The organism is Rufibacter tibetensis (assembly GCF_001310085.1).
Classification (GTDB): Bacteria; Bacteroidota; Bacteroidia; order Cytophagales; family Hymenobacteraceae; genus Nibribacter; species Nibribacter tibetensis.
Map to the genome: position 1 here is coordinate 2,548,389 of NZ_CP012643.1, position 17,301 is coordinate 2,565,689.

The following is a 17,301-nucleotide window of genomic DNA, read 5'->3' on the forward strand; positions in this document are numbered from 1 at the left end:
TAAGCTATGAGAAAAAACATTGTTGCCGGTAACTGGAAAATGAACAAAACCTACCAGGATGCCCAGGCGCTGGTAAGCGAAATTGATAACATGGTGAGAGACGAGGTCACCGGAGACAACGTGGAGGTGATTGTTACACCGCCCTTTCCGTTTTTGAACTCGGTAGGGAAACTGATTCAGGGAAATCCACGCATGCACCTGGCAGCACAGGACGTGAGTGCCCACGAAAGCGGTGCCTATACTGGTGAAGTGTCGGCAGCCATGTTGAAGTCAGTAGGCGTGGAGTACGTGTTGGTAGGGCACTCAGAGCGCCGTCAATACCATAACGAAGATGCAGACCTGTTGTTGAAGAAAATGAAGGCAGCATTGGCGCAAGGCATCAAGCCTATTTTCTGCTGCGGTGAGCCGTTGGAGGTCCGCGAAGCCGAAGACCACTTCAAGTACGTAGCGCAGCAGTTGAGAGAGACCGTAGCGCATTTGAGCAACGAAGAGTTTGACCAGATTGTAATTGCCTATGAGCCTATCTGGGCCATTGGTACAGGCAAAACCGCCAGCAGCGCGCAGGCGCAGGAGATGCACGCTTCTATTAGAGAAGAGCTTTCCCGCATTTTTGACGCGGAGGCTGCTTACAACAAAACCATTCTGTACGGCGGCAGCGCTAACCCAAGCAATGCCAAAGAATTGTTCTCCCAGCCAGACGTAGACGGTGGCCTTATTGGCGGCGCTTCTCTTAAGTCCAGAGACTTTACAGACATCATTAAATCTTTCTAGTTTTCACTTCTGAGACTTTCAAGGGAAGGCTTCGAGGTAGCATATAGAATTAACCCTATGTTTTTGGGCCTGTTTTAGCTAAAACAGGCCCAAATTGTTTTTAAGCCTCTTTGGTTCATTTAAGGAAGTAAATTAGGAAAGGAAAATATTTTCATTGCATGGTCATCATTTTCTAGAAATAAGTCTAAAACGCAAGATATTACTCTTATTTTCGTTAAAATATTTACCGAGTGTCTGCATAATGGCAGATTTTTTAGAACAACCAATATGAGTTTTATTGAAGTAACGGTTACTGCAACTACAGAATACGCTGAAATCCTGATTGCTGAGTTAAGTGAACTTGGGTTTGATACTTTTCAGGAGACTGAAGAAGGGTTTCAGGCATACATTGAAGAAGATAGATTTTCTGAAGAAGCCGTGCAGGAGGTATTGGCCCGTTACCAGTTTGCAGGCGAGTTCCCTTACCAGACTCGCAGCATCGCCAAGCAGAACTGGAACGAGGAGTGGGAAAAGAACTTTGAACCGTTGTTAATCGCTGGGCAAGTCTCTGTACGGGCAGACTTCCATCCTAAGCCTGAGGGCGTTGCCTATGATATTGTGATCACGCCTAAGATGTCCTTCGGGACAGGGCACCATGAGACCACCACGCTCATGATTGAAAACCAATTAACCCTGAACCATGAAGGGAAACGGGTATTGGACATGGGCTGCGGTACCGGTATTCTGGCCATTATGGCTAAGTTGTTGGGTGCCCAAGAGGTAGTGGCGGTAGACATTGAAGATTGGACCGTAGAAAACGCCCGGGAAAACGCAGACCGCAATGACTGTTCTTCTCTGGATGTTCGCTTGGGAGATGCCTCCGTTCTAGCCTCAGAGGCTCCCTTTGATTTGATTCTGGCCAATATTAACCGCAACGTGTTGCTGGAAGACATGCCTGTGTACACCCAAAAGTTGCAGCCCAACGGCCCATTAGTGCTAAGCGGGTTCTATACCGAAGACCTTCCGCTGTTGCAGGAAAGAGCAACTGAACTTGGCCTCATATTTGAGTCGTCCAGAAACAAGAACAACTGGGTTTCGGCCATCTTTCGGAAACCAGCCAGTAAATAGTCAGTCTACTACCCTTTTCTTATGAAGCATTTTTATCTCTCTCTCATTTTTCTTTTGTGCGGAGTAGCTGGGTATGCCCAAACGTATAAGCTGTCTCCAGACAATCAGGAGCAGTTTGTGCTGGATGTGCGTGCTATGATGGCCGGCACCAAAAACGAAGCGGCAATGAAAGCCAGTTCTGGTTTTGAGACCGCCTGGGCCAGTGGCAGGCTGAGTAGTACCCAGAAAGCCAAAGTCATGGACCTCACACAGCAAATGCTGAAGAAAAAGCTGAAGGCCCGTCCGCACTTTGAGAACTTTCTGGGTTCCTTGGGCACCAGCGTGAACCAATACCAATACACGGGCAATCACTTAGATCAACTCCTGAAGGTAATGGAGCAAACCCTGCAGAAGCAGGATCTGAAAGTGTATGAACGTTTTTTAGCTACTACCCATCAATTTCTCGCGAGCAAAACGCTGTATAAAGGACCAAGCAATGGCTTACAAGCCGTAAATGGCACCTTCTCGTTTGATTACCGGGAAGGCACGCCAGAACCTGCCTCAGACGCAGGTTGGGGGCCAGAGCCCACGCCAGCAGCACCAGCACCTGTCACCGCCAAAGCCAAGACTACTCCGGCAGCCAAAACTGCTGCCCCGGCTCCCAAGCCAGCGCCCAAGAAAGTAGTAAAGCAGGTAGAGGAAGACCCTTGGGCTGCCTGGGAAACTCCCAAGAAAGTAACCAAGCCTAAACCGGCGGCCTCTAAAACCGCCAAAGCTTCTACAGGTTCAAAGGCTGGTGCCAAAGGAACAGCTGCTAAAAAAGAAACTACGGCTCCAGTTAAAGAAGAGCCAGCCCCAGTAGCTGAGAAAGACTACTTTGCTACCCCTCTGCCTGTATTGGCAGGTCCGGTGGTGGTATTGGAGAAAACAGACCTGCTGTTGACCTCAGCCTTTGACTCTGTCACCATCAAAGACGCCAGTGGAGCAATTTCTCTGGCCAATGGCATGTACGTAGGAAAAGGCGGTAAACTGGTTTGGAACCAATTAGGTGGAGATGCTACGGCCGAGTTCAAGGGCCTGGCATTTGAAGTAGGTAAGCCTTACTTCAAAGCCGAAGACGTGACGCTTACCTATCCGGCCGTGACGGAGAACAGCGTTCGCGGAAATTTGGAATACAAGCTGACCCGCTCCAAGGCCAACGGCGACAACGGCTATCCTAAGTTTATCTCTCACACTAACAATGCCAAGATCAAGCGCTTTGGCTCTGATGTTAAGTATCTGGGAGGTTTGTCTTTAGCCGGTGGTACCCTGATGAGTGCCGCTCTGGATGGAAGCCCTTCCACTATCTGGGTGTCTGAAAACGGGGAGGCCAAATTCAGGGCTTCTTCCAGAAACTATACCATAAACGATAGCTTGATTACCGCACCGGAAGCCGGGGTTGCCCTTTTTCAGGGGGAAGATTCTATCACGCACCCTGGGGTGAAACTGAAGTACAACAAGACAGGGAAGCGCTTGGTCCTGATCAATCCGGAAGGCCATTACAAACTGACGCCTTACTACCACTCTTACCACCAGGTAGAACTCACCACCGATATGGCGTCCTGGAACATCACAGAGCCGAAAATAGACTTTGCCATTCTGACCGCTAAGAACGAGGTGCCGGTGCAGGTGAACTCCAAAGAATACTTCACACTGAGCCGCTTTCAGCAAATCAAAACCATCTCCAACTTCCATCCGCTGTATAGTACAGTAGGCTACGCGTTGAAACGTGGCTCCAAGACTTTCACTCTGGCGGATATGTCTGAAGATACCAAGATCAAAAAGGAGGTTTTGCATAATGCGCTTACCACTTTGTCACAAGGCAATTACCTGGACTATGATCCGGCTTCAGGGTATGTGCACCTGCGAGACAAAGCCTACCACCACGTAGATGCTTCCCGCAACAAGAAAGACTTTGATTACATCAACATCAACGCCTTGTCGCCGGCCGGGCGTAATGCTACCCTGGACCTTACCACCGGAGACCTGGTGCTACGGGGCGTGAAGTCATTTGCCTTCCACACAGATTCGGCCGTCATCGCAATACCAGATAGCCAGACCATCCGCATCCAGAAAAACCGGAATATCCTGTTCAATGGTAAAGTGAAATCAACTGATTTTAGCTTTAGAGGCAAAGAGTTTCTGTTTGACTATGACGGTTTCTTCATTGATCTGGCCAAAATTGACTCTACTGTTCTTACCACTAAAACCAAAGGCAAAGACGGCAAAGACAAAGAGACGCCATTTACCCTGGTGAACCGCGGCGGAAAGGGACAGGCTAAACTGTACATCAACCGGCCAGACAACAAATCTGGACGGAAGAAGTCATTAGGCTACCCGGCATTAGATGCCATCTCAGGTGCCACGGTATACTTCAACAAGCCTGAAATTCTGGGCGGAGTTTATGATACCACGGTGTATTTCAACATACCACCGTTCAAGATTGACAGCATGGCCAGCACCAAGCACAATGTTATTGGGTTTAAAGGAACCTTCAACTCCGGCGGTATCTTCCCGCCCTTTGAAACCAAATTAGCCGTTCAGCCCGATGGTGCCCTGGGGTTCTCGTATGTGGTGCCAAAAGCTGGTTATGCGGTGTACGGAGGCAAAGGAAAGTTTACAGATACGCTTACCTTAGACACGAAGGGCTTGAGAGGAAAAGGCGTGTTAAGCTACCAAACAGCTACCATGCAGTCTCCGGGCTTTGTGTTCTACCTTGACTCTGCCATGACTGACGTAGGAAAGAAAGGTAGCTTCAAAGAAGGCACCGTAGCCCAGGGTTCTTACCCAAGCGGTTCGTTTAAGTCATTCAAGATGAACTGGCACCCCTACCAAGACACCCTACAGATTCATACGGTGGGCAAAGAGCTAATGAGCATCTTCAATGACCGGTTCACTTACAAAGGCATGTTGGGCTTTACCCCTTCATCTTTGTTTGGCAGTGGCGTGGTAGAGAACAAAGAAGTCGCCATGAAGTCGCCGCAGTTCGTGTTCAAGAAAGGTTTGATACATGGAAACAAGGCCGGCATGGAAGTGGCTTCCGCAGACAGGAAAATGCCAGCCCTTACCACTTATGACGTGTTCTTGGACTTCTACATGGATGAAGGATACGCAGAGTACGGCGCTGAAACAAAAGGGAATGCCACCACAGAGTTCCCGTTTGCCCAATACAAATCTTCTTTGTCTGCCGGTAAGTGGGACTTTAAAGCCAGGAAGCTGACCCTTTCCAGCGGAAATGATGGGGGAGAGGCATACTTCTACTCCATGAAATCTGGTGATGACTCGCTCAGCTTTAAAGCAAAGAATGCCACCTACGACTTCAGCAACTATACTCTGGTGGCTAGTGGCGTGCCGTACATTCCTATTGGAGACAGTTACATCATTCCAGACAGCAACCGGGTGCAGTTCCTGAAAGACTCTGAGCTGAGAACCTTCCAGAAGGCCAGCCTGGCCATGGACTCTGTTCAGAAATTCCACCAGATGTCCAGAGGCGAGGTGCACATAGACAACCGCTTTGGTATGACCGGTAATGCACTGTATACCTTCACCAACGCTACCGGTGATTCTTACAAAGTGAAATTTGACAAGTTCGCCTGGACCAAGCCTGAAGGAGGCAAGAAAGACGAGTCTAAAGGTCCGGCTTTCTTTTTGGCAGAGGGAACGGTTCAGGAAAAAGACACCTTGTTCCTTATTCCTAAAGTGCGTTACCATGGCAACATGTCTCTGGCCTCTAACCAGAAAACCCTCAATTTTGACGGTTTTGCCAAAATGCTCTTCAGCGGTTCTGAAGACTCTGATTGGTTCCCGTATAAACGCAGCAACGTAAACCCAGAGGACATCCGCTTAGAAATCAAAGATCCGGCTTTAGCCGATGGCACTCCATTGAAAACCGGCCTTCACATCAACACTACTTCAGGCAAGATCTACAACACGTTCGTGTCTAAAAAACAGTTTGACGATGACTTAGATGTATTTGAAGTGCAGGGCGTGCTGTCCTTTGACAAAGAAGCCAAGAAATACAAAATAGGTGATGAAGGCCGGGCTTACGGAAACTCTTACTCGGGCAATATGCTCCAGTACAGTGATGTCACCAAAGAAGTGAAGTATGACGGTAAGTTTAACCTGGTTAAACCAGTAAAGGGCTTTAAACTGACCGCGGCAGGCAGCGGTACCGGCCGTACGGATAGCAGCCGGTATGACTTAGACGCCTTCATGGCATTTGATTTTGATGCGCCTTCTCAGGCCATTGAAAGCATGGGCCAGAAAATAGCCAAAGAAGCAGCTGGCCTGCCAGAAGGAATAGAGTTAAACAAACCTGACCTGCCATTTAAATTGGCGGCGTTCCTCGGTGACAAAGGCGTAGCAGATTTCAATACCGCCACGGCAAAAGGCTACGTTCCTTTCTCCAAGATATCTGATAAACTCATTCACACGCTGGTCTTGAACCAGGTAAACCTGAAGTGGTCGCCTAAAACCAATGCCTGGCACAGTGTAGGGCCTATCAGTATTGCCGGTATAGACAAAGCAGATGTGAACGCCAAAATCACCGGGCACATGGAAATCAAAGCTGGTGCCGCCGGCGATGCCGTGACCATGTACCTGGAGGTGAACCCGTACGTGTGGTATTACTTTAACTTCTTTGAAGGAGGAATGGGAATGGCTTCTTCAGACCCGCAGTTCAATGCCGCCATTGCCTCCAAGTCTAAAGGCAGGGGCATGGAAGGAGGTTCTTACACCTTCTATCCGCTGGAGGACATTGACAGGATGGAGTTCGTGAACTACTTCAGGAAAACATACTTAGGTAAAGAGCCTCTGAAAGTAGCTCCACAGCCGGTTTACAACACCTTTGACACTGCCCCAGAGGAAGAATCAGGAAAGAAGAGCAGAAAGAAAAAGAAAGGCGAAGAAGCCGATTTTGGTGCTGTTCCTGCCGGCTTTGATACCGCTCCTCCAGTAGCTCAGCCTGAAACCAAAGAAAAGAAGAAAAAGAAGGAGGCAGACTCAGGAGCTGTTCCGGCAGGTTTTGACACCTCGGTAGCCCAACCAGAAGAACCAAAAAAAGACAAAAAGAAAAAGAAAGAAGAAGCTGTTGACGCTATTCCTTCTGGCTTTGAAACCCCGGTAACAGAGCAGGAAGAAGCCGGTGGTAAAAAGAAAAAAGACAAAAAGAAGAAGGGCGAAGTACCACCGCCAGACATTGACCCGGTAGGAAACTAAGTCTGGTTCTTTTTAGAGACGTGCATTTCTGATATCCCGTTTTCAGGTTGATTTTCTAAAATCAGCTTGAAAACGGGATGTCGCATTTAGGGCGGGTGATTGGGTGTTCCTAGGGGTTTTCCTATATTTGGAGGAAGATAAGTGCGGCAAAGCACCCCTTTTTGCCGTATGGCAAGAACAAATCAAAGCAACAGCACAAACACATGGAGGTAGTCATTATTGGCGGAATTATATTACTGGCCTATCTGATTGGGGCCATACCCACCGCGGTGTGGGTGGGCAAAAGCTACTACGGCATAGATGTTCGCCAGCATGGCAGCGGGAACGCCGGGGCTACCAACACCTTTCGGGTTTTAGGCAAAAAGCCGGGGTCCATTGTGATGGCGGTAGACATTCTCAAAGGCTGGGCGGCTACTTCACTGGCCAATTTACTTTTAAACTGGGATGTGATAGAGCCACAGCAATTAATCATGTTCAAACTGATTCTGGGAGTGGTGGCCGTGATTGGGCATATCTTCCCAGTGTACGTGGGTTTCAAGGGGGGCAAAGGCGTGGCTACGCTCATGGGCATGGTACTGGCGGTGCATCTTCAGGTAGCTTTGATCTGTCTGGGCATCTTTATAGTGGTGCTGCTGCTAACCAAATATGTTTCCCTCAGTTCTATGCTGGCGGCTATTGCGTTCCCCTTGCTGTTGCTGTTGCCCATGTTCAAACCAGATACCATTCTGCTGCCTGTATTTGGTATTTTCATTGCCATTATGGTGGTGCTCACGCATAAAAAGAACATTACCCGCCTTCTGCAGGGTGTAGAGAGCAAGGCCAACATCAACCCTTTCAGGAGTAAGTAGATTATTCTTTTCTTGGGCTTATCTGAAAACCAGTTTACACCAGATTTTCTGAAAAAGAGGCAAAAACTGAGAAAGGATAGTGAGAAATGCCTAAATATTGGCGCTGCCGATGTAAATTCAACCGTAGATACTGTCAAAAGCGTCTTTCTTTAAGAAGGAAGACGCTTTTTGTTTTTAACTTCACCCATACATCAAACGCAGACTATGAAAGCCTATATTGAGCAAAACAAAGATCGGTTCCTGGAGGAGTTGCTGGAGTTGTTACGCATTCCATCAGTAAGTGCAGACCTGTCTTTCAAAGGAGACGTGTTACGCGCCGCCGAATTTTTACGGGAAAAACTGGAAGAAGCCGGTGCCGATAATGCCCAGTTGTTCCAGACTGCTGGCAACCCCATTGTGTACGCCGACAAGATCATAGACCCCGCTTTGCCTACGGTGTTGGTATACGGGCATTATGATGTGCAGCCCGCTGACCCCTATGAGCTCTGGGATTCACCGCCGTTTGAGCCGGTCATTAAAAATGAGAACATTTACGCCCGCGGGGCCTGTGATGACAAGGGCCAGACCTACATGCACGTGAAAGCCTTTGAAACCATGATGCAACAGCAGGCTTTGCCCTGTAACGTGAAGTTCATGATTGAAGGCGAAGAAGAAGTGGGTTCTGTTAACCTGGCTACCTTCGTGAAAGAAAACAAGGAGCGCCTGAAAGCAGATATTATTGTAATCTCAGACACGGGCATGCTGGCCAACGACGTGCCTTCCGTTACGACCGGTTTGCGCGGCCTTAGCTACCATGAGGTGGAAGTAACCGGCCCCAACCGCGACCTGCACTCTGGTTTGTACGGCGGCGCAGTGGCGAACCCTATCAACATCCTGTGCAAGATGATTGCCTCTTTGCATGATGAGAATAACCACATCACCATCCCTGGGTTTTATGGCAACGTAGAGGAACTGAGCCAGGAAGAACGTGCCGAGATGGCCCACGCTCCTTTCAACTTAGATGCCTACAAGCAAGCACTTGATCTACCAGATGTACACGGTGAGGCTGGTTACAGCACCATGGAACGCAACTCCATTAGGCCTACGCTGGATGTGAATGGCATTTGGGGTGGCTACACTGGTGAAGGCGCTAAAACCGTTATTCCGTCCAAGGCTTTTGCAAAGATTTCTATGCGCTTGGTGCCTAACCAGACCTCTGATGAGATCACCGAACTGTTCCAGAAACATTTTGAGTCTATAGCACCACCTAGTGTGAAAGTGGTCGTGAAACCACACCATGGGGGCGAACCAGTAGTTACTCCCACTACTTCGGCCGGGTACCAGGCAGCCGCCAAGGCCATGGAAGATACCTTCGGGAAAAAGCCAGTGCCGGTGCGCAGCGGAGGCAGTATTCCTATTGTGGCCATGTTCAAGTCTGTGCTGGAAACAGATACTGTATTGATGGGCTTCGGGCTAGATTCAGATGCCATTCACTCGCCTAATGAGCATTTTGGAGTGTTTAACTTTATGAAAGGTATTGAAACCATTCCGTTGTTCTATCAGCATTTCGCTGCCTTACACACTAAGAAAGACTAATGCTTTTTAGGGCTCTTTTTCTGAAAGGGCCTATAAACAGAAAACCCGCTACTATGGTAGCGGGTTTTCTGTTTATAGGCCCTTAGCAAACTTATTTGCTTAATGGGAAGCCTACTGATAACAGGAAAGAAGAATGACGGGCATCTTTGAACTCGCCACGTACCTTTGTGTCTTCTACCAGATCAGTGAAAGCACCATTGTACCGTAGACCCAGGCTGAAACCATTGGCAGTGGCAAAACCAAGTCCGGCCGCGTAGCCAACTTCAAAGTCAGAATAACCAGATTTACTTCTCTCACTTACAGTGCGGTCTTCTAATTGACCATTGCGGTACTGTTTCGTTTTGTCGTTCACGCTTACCAGGTAAGAAACCTGTGGACCAGCCTCAAAGAAGAAACTGCTTGCTTTCACGCGGGCCAGTACTGGTACGTCAATGTAGTTGAAGTTAGAGGTACCCTCATAACGGTACTCAGTGCCTAATAAGGTAGTTTCTACTTTGTCATCATACTTGTACCCTTTGTTTGAGTAAAGCACCTCTGGCTGAATAGAGAAGAAATCACCCGCTATAGGAGCGTTGAAATAAACCCCGGCGTTAAAACCGATTTTGTTGTTGAATCTTTCTTCATTCTGTAAGTCACCAGAAAGGTTTGAGTAGTTAAGACCACCTTTTATCCCGAATGAAGATTGCGCTTGTGCAGCATAGGAAGCTACTACTGCTACAAATAAGAAGACTAGTTTTTTCATGGTTTAAAAAAGTTGAGTTTAGTTCCAATGTTTGAAAGTATTTTATCAAACATTGTGCCTAAAACACTTTTATCTGGTTTGGTAATCAGGTTTTACGCTAGGTTAAAGGTAACAAGTTGAAGTTGAGGGGCAAAAAATAAGGGGAGCTGCAAAAGCGGCTCCCCTTATTTAAAGTCATTTTTACTTATCTGCCACCAAACAGGTAGCCTAAGGTAAGTTGGAAAGTAGAGTGCCGGGCATTGGTAAGCTCATCATGGTCGTCTTTTGCCAGGGAGTTAATGCTACCGTTGTAGCGAAGGCCTAAGCTAAGGCCACCTTGTGTCTGATATCCTAAACCAGCTACATAGCCGATTTCTAATTCAGAAAGATCGTCTTTGTCGACTTTTCTCTCAGTTTCAGTTTGGCTGTTTCCTAAAAAGCTTTCGCTTTTGTCTTTGATGCCTAATAAGTAAGACGCTTGAGGTCCGCCTTCAAAGAATAAACCACCTGCGTTGATTTTTAAAAGCACAGGTAAGTCAAGATAGTTGAAGTTGACACTTCCTTCGCTTCTGTACGTTTGGTTGCCAATCATGTACTCCTCATCTCTGTACTGATAACCACGTTGCGAGTACAGTAATTCTGGCTGTACTGACAGGAAGCCATCGCCGGTGAGGTCAAAGTTTGCGGTTAAACCACCTACAAACCCAATTTTGTTTTTGTAAACGTCCTGGTTGTCTAAATCACCAGAAATGTTGGAGTAGTTTGCCCCGGCTCTAAGACCGATTTTTGGGCCAGTTTGTGCCTGTGCAACGCTGAAAGAAAGCACGGCTGCAAAAAATAATACAATCTTTTTCATAGAGGTAATAGAATTGGGTAATGGGCTGTTTGTCTGACCAGCCCTTTTAAAACTCATCCCCTTATACGGTGTTTTTAGAAAATGTTGGTTCTTTACAGATGAAATTTTTGTTATTTTATGGGGCATCCGTATTTAAACAACTTGGAAAAAGATAAAAATACGATTTGGAGCCCTGCTATTCAGGTATTTAAAGTGATGACAGTTACTCTTAGCTAAAACCTTTATTTTTAAAAACAGAAGTTGCTATGTTTACTTTAGGAGGGCATGCTAACTTAAGATTAGCAACTCAAGTGTTTGTAAAAGAATAAGCATAAAAAAAGGCCTGCTAGCAGGCCTTTTTTTATGCTTATAAGGGATTAATTTAATTCCCGCCAAATGCCCAGCTAAGTGACAGCATGAAGTTAGAGTTATATACTTTAGCTTCACCATCTTCGTCTAGTTTGCTTAGGCCTCCATTGTAGCGTAAACCAATTCCAAGGCCACTAGCTAATTGGTAACCAATTCCAGCAGCATACCCAACGTCTAGTTTGTTGTATCCGTCAGTGCCTGATTCAGTTTCTTCAAATTCTTCGCCCATGAATTGACCTTCAGCTTTTGATTTTGCTGTTAAAAGGTAAGAAAAGGTTGGGCCAGCTTCAAAGAACAATCCGCTCTCACCAGTTTTGATTCTTGCTAAAATTGGGAGTTCCAAATAGTGCGTGTTAGACTTCAATGTAAGTTCAGCATCATCTTCATTAGTTTCAACTTTGAAGCCTTTTATGCTATAAAGTAACTCTGGACGAATTGAAAACATGTCTGAAATTCCATAGTCCAAGAAGGCTCCGGCGTGGAAGCCAAATTTGTATTCGGGTTTTTCTGCATCATCAGAATCTACATCATCACCAGAGATAGTGCTGAAATTAGGTCCAGCTTTGATGCCTATCTTGATTCCCTCTTGAGCTTGGGCAAAATAGGTGGTGAATAATGCGACAACAAAGAATAGAAGTTTTTTCATGATTGGATTTAATTTAGTGGTTTAATTACTTCCTTTTATTGGATGCTAGTTAATGATAATAGTGGACTGAATATATACTAATAAATAAGTATTCTGTAGAGGGTCTTAGTAGGAGATAGGCTAATATCACATCATCTAAGCATCCCTTTGCAAAGGTTTCGGGCCTCTTCTACTTACTAGACAAGCTACATCTATTATACCCCCATTCACACCTGAACAAAACATAAAAAATCCTACAGTTGATCTGCCGTTAGTCACAGCAGGTCAACTGAAGGATTGAAAAAGAGAGATTTACCTATAAAAGAATCAGCTTACCCGGCCCAGCCTTCACGGTCTAAGCTTCGGTATTGGATGGCCTCAGCCAGGTGCTCTATCTTGATGTCCTCTGATCCGGCTAAATCAGCTATGGTGCGGCTTACCTTTAGAATGCGGTCATACGCCCTGGCAGAAAGACCTAGCCTTTCCATAGCGGTCTTCAACAACAACCTGCCTGCTTCATTAATACGGCAAAGGTCTTTCACCATCTGAGGAGGCATCATGGCGTTGGAATGTATCTCAGGAAAGGCTTCAAACCGTCTGGCCTGCCATTGCCGTGCCCGCTCTACCCGTTCTCTAATGTCTGCACTGGTTTCTGTTTTGCGCGTCTCAGTCATTTGGTCAAACGAAACGGGCGTTACTTCTACGTGCAGGTCAATACGGTCCAGCAGCGGTCCGCTTACTTTGTTCAGGTAACGCTGTACCACGCCCGGGCCGCAGACGCAATCTTTGTTGGGGTCGTTATAAAATCCACAAGGGCACGGGTTCATGCTAGCCACCAGCATAAAGTTGGCCGGAAAGTCAATGGTCAAACGGGCGCGGGAAATAGTCACCCGCCGTTCCTCCAACGGTTGACGCATTACTTCCAGCACCGTGCGTTTAAATTCCGGCAACTCATCTAAGAAAAGAACCCCATTGTGCGATAATGAAATCTCACCGGGCTGTGGGTTGCCTCCTCCGCCTACTAACGCAACATCTGAAATGGTATGGTGCGGGGCTCTGAACGGACGTTGCGCCATCAAAGATCCCTGTGCGCCCAGCTTTCCAGCCACCGAATGAATCTTGGTAGTCTCCAGCGCTTCATGCAGTGTAAGCGGCGGCAGAATGGAAGGCAGCCGCTTGGCCAGCATGGTTTTACCGGCGCCCGGAGGCCCGATCATGATCACGTTATGCCCACCGGCTGCCGCAATCTCCAAAGCCCGCTTTATATTTTCCTGGCCTTGCACATCGGCGAAGTCAGCGGTGTATTGGTGCACAGTGGCCTGAAAAAGGTCGCGGGTGTCTATTTTTAAGGGAGGAATGGAGAGGTCGCCGGACAGGAAGTCAATGGCTTCTTTTAAGTTGGAGACGCCAATCACATCCAGGTTATTTACAATGGCGGCTTCCTGGGCGTTCTGCTTGGGTAGGATAAAGCCTTTGTATCCTTCTTTGCGCGCCTGGATGGCGATGGGCAACACCCCCTTGATGGGCCTTAACTCACCATCAAGTGCCAGTTCGCCCATAATAAGGTACTGGTCCAGGTGGTCGGTGATGAGTTGGTCTGAGGCGGCCAGAATGCCTATGGCAATGGGCAGGTCATAAGCAGACCCTTCTTTCCGGACATCGGCGGGAGCCATGTTGATGACTACCTTTTGGCGCGGCATCCGATAGCCATGGTGCTTCAGCGCAGATTCAATCCGCTGCTCACTTTCTTTGATGGCGTTGTCGGGCAGGCCCACTAAGTAATACTTCGTACCCGGGGTAACATTGACTTCAATGGTGATGGTAAACGCGTTCACGCCTTGTACGGCGCTTCCGTAGGTCTTTACAAGCATAGAATTTACAGATAGAATATTGAATTAACTGCAAGAGGCAACATCATCAACTTCGGCGACGAGCCGATGTTTGTGGTGCCTCACTTAATTTCTACCTCCAGACAGACGGTAAGGCTATGCCATTTGTTTCTCCAGTAGCAGAATGAGAATATGAATGACTTTGATGTGGATTTCCTGAATTCTATCGGCGTAGCCGAAATGGGGAACTCTGATTTCCACATCGCTTAAAGAGGCCAGTTTGCCGCCGTCTTTGCCGGTAAGCGTGACAACATGAGCGCCTGCCGCTTTGGCGGCCTCGGCGGCTCTAAGCACGTTAGCCGAGTTGCCGCTGGTGCTGATACCCAATAATACATCGCCGGGTCTGATGAGCGCCTGCACATAGCGGGAGAATACGTGATCATACCCGTAATCATTGATAACGCAACTCATATGGCTTGGATCTGAGATGGAAATAGCGGCCATAGGGGCGCGGTCATCACGGTAGCGGCCGGTGAGTTCCTCTGCGAAGTGCATGGCGTCACACATGGAACCTCCGTTGCCGCAGGAAAGAATTTTGCCCTCGTTTTTCAGGCTGTTGGCCATGAGCTGGGCTGCCGCCTCAATGGAAGAAATGGTAGCGGGCTGGGCCAGAAAATCAGTTAGCACCTGTTGGGCTTGTTGCAGTTCCTGCAGAATAAGGGCAGAAGGCGAGGTAGTCATGTAGTATTAATGTGGCCGGCGGTCTGTCGGCGGCAAGTTGGGATTTTGATCGGGGTTCAACGTGGGTGGCATGGGAGCGGGCGTAATAATAGGTCCCTGCTCTGTTGTCCAGGTCTGCTCTGCATGGGGGCCAGTTGCCGGAGGAATTGGCTCCGGCCGGGCAGACCCAGATTCTGGAATAAGCGGAGCGGCAGAGGTTTTTAACTGCTGGTCATAATGCTTCGCTTTCCATTCTGTGTGCTTCGCCCTTAGTTCGGCATGCTGCCTGCTCTCACGGCCCAAACTTCGTTTTAGGGTGGCAATATACGCGTTTTCCAGCAAGAGTTCTGTCAATAGCAAAACTGCTCCGCCCCAAAGCAGGTAGTTGAAGAACTCTGCGTTATCAGTTAAATCAAACAGGGCCACAAACTTAGAGACGCTGAGAATGCGCAGCAAAAACAGGAAGGCAATAAGCAAATACACCATCACCAGAATATTGATCGCTTTTTTCAAAGTCTCCATAGGCACACACGTTTTTAAACATTAGAAATAATGAATATTATAGGCTTTACGCAAAAGCCGGAAAATAGCTGTGCAAGGTTCTGGCAGGCTTGTAAAAGAAGAGCCGCTTTGGGCCTATTTCCGAGAAAACAGGCCCAAAGCGGCTCCTGAAAAAGAAGAATTTATTTTTTAGGTAGTGTGCTGCATCTGGGTCAGTTTGAAATACAAGCCCCCTTGCTGCACCAGCCCAGAATGATTTCCGCGCTCTACTATGCGGCCTCCCTGCAAGACAATGATTTCATCTGCGTGCTGGATAGTGCTAAGGCGGTGGGCAATCACGATGGAGGTGCGGTTCTTCATTAGGTTGGTCAAGGCTTCCTGCACCAGTTTCTCTGATTCGGTATCCAGGGCAGACGTGGCTTCGTCCATAATCAAAATGGGCGGATTCTTCAGGATGGCCCGGGCAATGCTCAACCGCTGGCGCTGGCCACCGGAAAGTTTGCTGCCCCGGTCGCCGATCACGGTTTGGTAGCCATCCGGCGACTGCACAATGAACTCATGCGCGTTCGCAATCTTGGCGGCAGCTATGACCTCGGCTTCGGTGGCATCGGTTTTATTAAAAGCTATGTTGTTAAAGATGGTATCATTGAAAAGAATAGATTCCTGCGTCACAATCCCCATTTGTTCTCTTACAGAATGCAGGGAGCAGTCTCTCAAATCTAAGCCGTCAATGGTGATGGCGCCTTGCGTAGGGTCATAGAAACGCGGCAACAAATCGGCCAGCGTAGACTTTCCGCCGCCTGATGGGCCCACCAACGCAATGGTTTTGCCTTTGGGAATACGCAGGTTGATGTCCTGCAGAATGGGGTCATTGTCGTACCGGAAACTAACGTTCTTGAACTCAATGGCCTGGGTGAACTCCGGCAACGTTTTGGAGTCTGGCCGGTCTCTGATCAATGGTTCAGTGTCAATTAACTTGAGTACCCGCTCTCCGGAAACTAACCCGCGCTGAATGTTGCTGAACGCGTTGGAAATGGCTTTCACTGGCACCAGCACCTGTGAGAACAAAGCCAGGTACGCAATCAGATCTTCCCCGCCTAAATCAGATTCGCCACGCAATACAAGAGAGCCGCCGTAAAACAGGATACCCGCTACAGCTGTCACACCCATAAACTCAGAGAAAGGCGAGGCCAAACTGCGTTTGTTATTCATGGAGGTGATGATGCGCGCGTACAGGCTGTTGCTTTGTCTGAACTTGCCTAACACGTATGGCTGGGCATTGAACCCTTTGATCACGCGCAAGCCACTCAGGGTTTCATCAATAATGCCCAGGATAGACCCTAACGCATCTTGCCCCTGCGACGATTGCCGCTTCAGTTTCTTGGAAATGGTAGAAATAATAAGGCCTGACACCGGCAGTACAAGCAAACTGAAAAAAGTAAGCTGCGGCGAGATATAGAAGAGTACTACAAAGTAGCCAATAAGCAGAAAAGGCTCCCGAAACAGCACGTTCAACGTACTTACTACTGAGTTCTCTACTTCCTGCACATCATTGGTGAGTGTTGACATGATGTTGCCTTTGCGTTGGTTAGAGAAGAAGCCCAACTGCAATTGCGTTAAGCGCTCAAAAACCTGCATTCTCAAGTTTTTTACCACCCTTGCCCGCACCACGCCTTCAATCCGGAGACCGATGTAGCGAAACACGTTGGCCAGCAGCACTGAAATCACCAACAGAATGCAGATAAAGCGCAGGGCACCAATGCTGCCTTCGGCCTGAATGATCTGCCCCACATGGTAATAGAAAAACTGGGTAAACCACGCAATGTTGAATTCAAAGGCCGGCACTACTGCCGGAATGTCATCCATGCTTTTCGCCTGCCCAAATAACACTTTCAGCAAAGGAGCCAGCAACCCGAAATTCAAAACCCCAAAGATGGTTGCCAGTAAAGTGGCCATGGCGTACCACGGAACGTATTGGCTAAACGGCCGCGCAAATTTTAAAATGCGGAAATAAGTCTTCATTCCTGCAAAGGTACTGCTTTGCAGGAATGAAACAGCATGGAGTAGCAAGGTGACCTTTTAGCTCTATTTTCCGAGAAAAAGCCCTAAAGCAGCATCGCCCGCCACTCTTAAGGAATGACGGGCGATGCTGCTTTAAGATGATT

Annotated in this window: 12 protein-coding genes; 5 read left to right on the forward strand and 7 right to left on the reverse strand. The window is 48.0% G+C overall.

Annotation, left to right across the window (positions count from 1 at the left end):
- Positions 1-6: 6 nt before the first annotated feature.
- The 5 genes from tpiA to DC20_RS10320 all read left to right on the forward strand — a co-directional run bounded on the left by tpiA (position 7) and on the right by DC20_RS10320 (position 9,536).
- Positions 7-771, forward strand: a complete 765-nt coding sequence (gene tpiA / locus DC20_RS10300; RefSeq protein WP_062543760.1) for a triose-phosphate isomerase — start codon at positions 7-9, stop codon at positions 769-771.
- 267 nt (positions 772-1,038) lie between these two features.
- On the forward strand, positions 1,039-1,878 hold the full coding sequence (gene prmA / locus DC20_RS10305) for a 50S ribosomal protein L11 methyltransferase (protein WP_062543761.1): 840 nt from the start codon (positions 1,039-1,041) through the stop codon (positions 1,876-1,878).
- A gap of 21 nt (positions 1,879-1,899) precedes the next feature.
- Complete coding sequence (locus DC20_RS10310) at positions 1,900-7,113, forward strand: hypothetical protein (RefSeq protein ID WP_062543762.1); 5,214 nt, start codon at positions 1,900-1,902, stop codon at positions 7,111-7,113.
- A gap of 203 nt (positions 7,114-7,316) precedes the next feature.
- Positions 7,317-7,961, forward strand: coding sequence for a glycerol-3-phosphate 1-O-acyltransferase PlsY (gene plsY, locus DC20_RS10315; protein WP_062545905.1), 645 nt, complete (start codon positions 7,317-7,319; stop codon positions 7,959-7,961).
- A 204-nt stretch (positions 7,962-8,165) separates the two neighbouring features.
- Positions 8,166-9,536, forward strand: coding sequence for a dipeptidase (locus DC20_RS10320; protein WP_062543763.1), 1,371 nt, complete (start codon positions 8,166-8,168; stop codon positions 9,534-9,536).
- A 91-nt stretch (positions 9,537-9,627) separates the two neighbouring features.
- Here the strand turns inward: DC20_RS10320 and DC20_RS10325 are convergent, their stop codons facing one another.
- The 7 genes from DC20_RS10325 to DC20_RS10355 form a co-directional block, all read right to left on the reverse strand.
- On the reverse strand, positions 9,628-10,278 hold the full coding sequence (locus DC20_RS10325) for a porin family protein (protein ID WP_062543764.1): 651 nt from the start codon (positions 10,276-10,278) through the stop codon (positions 9,628-9,630).
- Between the two features lie 184 nt (positions 10,279-10,462).
- Positions 10,463-11,113: a porin family protein gene (locus DC20_RS10330; protein ID WP_062545906.1), complete on the reverse strand. Its 651-nt coding sequence runs from the start codon at positions 11,111-11,113 to the stop codon at positions 10,463-10,465.
- Positions 11,114-11,474: 361 nt separating this feature from the next.
- Positions 11,475-12,107, reverse strand: a complete 633-nt coding sequence (locus DC20_RS10335; RefSeq protein WP_062543765.1) for a porin family protein — start codon at positions 12,105-12,107, stop codon at positions 11,475-11,477.
- A 311-nt stretch (positions 12,108-12,418) separates the two neighbouring features.
- Positions 12,419-13,957 (reverse strand): YifB family Mg chelatase-like AAA ATPase, encoded by a 1,539-nt coding sequence (locus DC20_RS10340; protein ID WP_062543766.1) that lies wholly within the window; start codon positions 13,955-13,957, stop codon positions 12,419-12,421.
- Between the two features lie 114 nt (positions 13,958-14,071).
- Positions 14,072-14,656: a D-sedoheptulose 7-phosphate isomerase gene (lpcA, locus tag DC20_RS10345; RefSeq protein ID WP_062543767.1), complete on the reverse strand. Its 585-nt coding sequence runs from the start codon at positions 14,654-14,656 to the stop codon at positions 14,072-14,074.
- A 6-nt stretch (positions 14,657-14,662) separates the two neighbouring features.
- Positions 14,663-15,157 (reverse strand): hypothetical protein, encoded by a 495-nt coding sequence (locus DC20_RS10350; protein ID WP_062543768.1) that lies wholly within the window; start codon positions 15,155-15,157, stop codon positions 14,663-14,665.
- 168 nt (positions 15,158-15,325) lie between these two features.
- Positions 15,326-17,158 (reverse strand): ABC transporter ATP-binding protein, encoded by a 1,833-nt coding sequence (locus DC20_RS10355; RefSeq protein ID WP_062543769.1) that lies wholly within the window; start codon positions 17,156-17,158, stop codon positions 15,326-15,328.
- Positions 17,159-17,301 lie beyond the last annotated feature (143 nt).

What these genes read in the sequence shown, in the direction of transcription:
- tpiA (WP_062543760.1), top strand. Translation starts at nt 7, where the DNA reads ATGAGAAAAAACATTGTTGCCGGTAACTGGAAAATGAACAAAACCTAC.
- prmA (WP_062543761.1), top strand. Translation starts at nt 1,039, where the DNA reads ATGAGTTTTATTGAAGTAACGGTTACTGCAACTACAGAATACGCTGAA.
- DC20_RS10310 (WP_062543762.1), top strand. Translation starts at nt 1,900, where the DNA reads ATGAAGCATTTTTATCTCTCTCTCATTTTTCTTTTGTGCGGAGTAGCT.
- plsY (WP_062545905.1), top strand. Translation starts at nt 7,317, where the DNA reads ATGGAGGTAGTCATTATTGGCGGAATTATATTACTGGCCTATCTGATT.
- DC20_RS10320 (WP_062543763.1), top strand. Translation starts at nt 8,166, where the DNA reads ATGAAAGCCTATATTGAGCAAAACAAAGATCGGTTCCTGGAGGAGTTG.
- DC20_RS10325 (WP_062543764.1), bottom strand. Translation starts at nt 10,278, where the DNA reads ATGAAAAAACTAGTCTTCTTATTTGTAGCAGTAGTAGCTTCCTATGCT.
- DC20_RS10330 (WP_062545906.1), bottom strand. Translation starts at nt 11,113, where the DNA reads ATGAAAAAGATTGTATTATTTTTTGCAGCCGTGCTTTCTTTCAGCGTT.
- DC20_RS10335 (WP_062543765.1), bottom strand. Translation starts at nt 12,107, where the DNA reads ATGAAAAAACTTCTATTCTTTGTTGTCGCATTATTCACCACCTATTTT.
- DC20_RS10340 (WP_062543766.1), bottom strand. Translation starts at nt 13,957, where the DNA reads ATGCTTGTAAAGACCTACGGAAGCGCCGTACAAGGCGTGAACGCGTTT.
- lpcA (WP_062543767.1), bottom strand. Translation starts at nt 14,656, where the DNA reads ATGACTACCTCGCCTTCTGCCCTTATTCTGCAGGAACTGCAACAAGCC.
- DC20_RS10350 (WP_062543768.1), bottom strand. Translation starts at nt 15,157, where the DNA reads ATGGAGACTTTGAAAAAAGCGATCAATATTCTGGTGATGGTGTATTTG.
- DC20_RS10355 (WP_062543769.1), bottom strand. Translation starts at nt 17,158, where the DNA reads ATGAAGACTTATTTCCGCATTTTAAAATTTGCGCGGCCGTTTAGCCAA.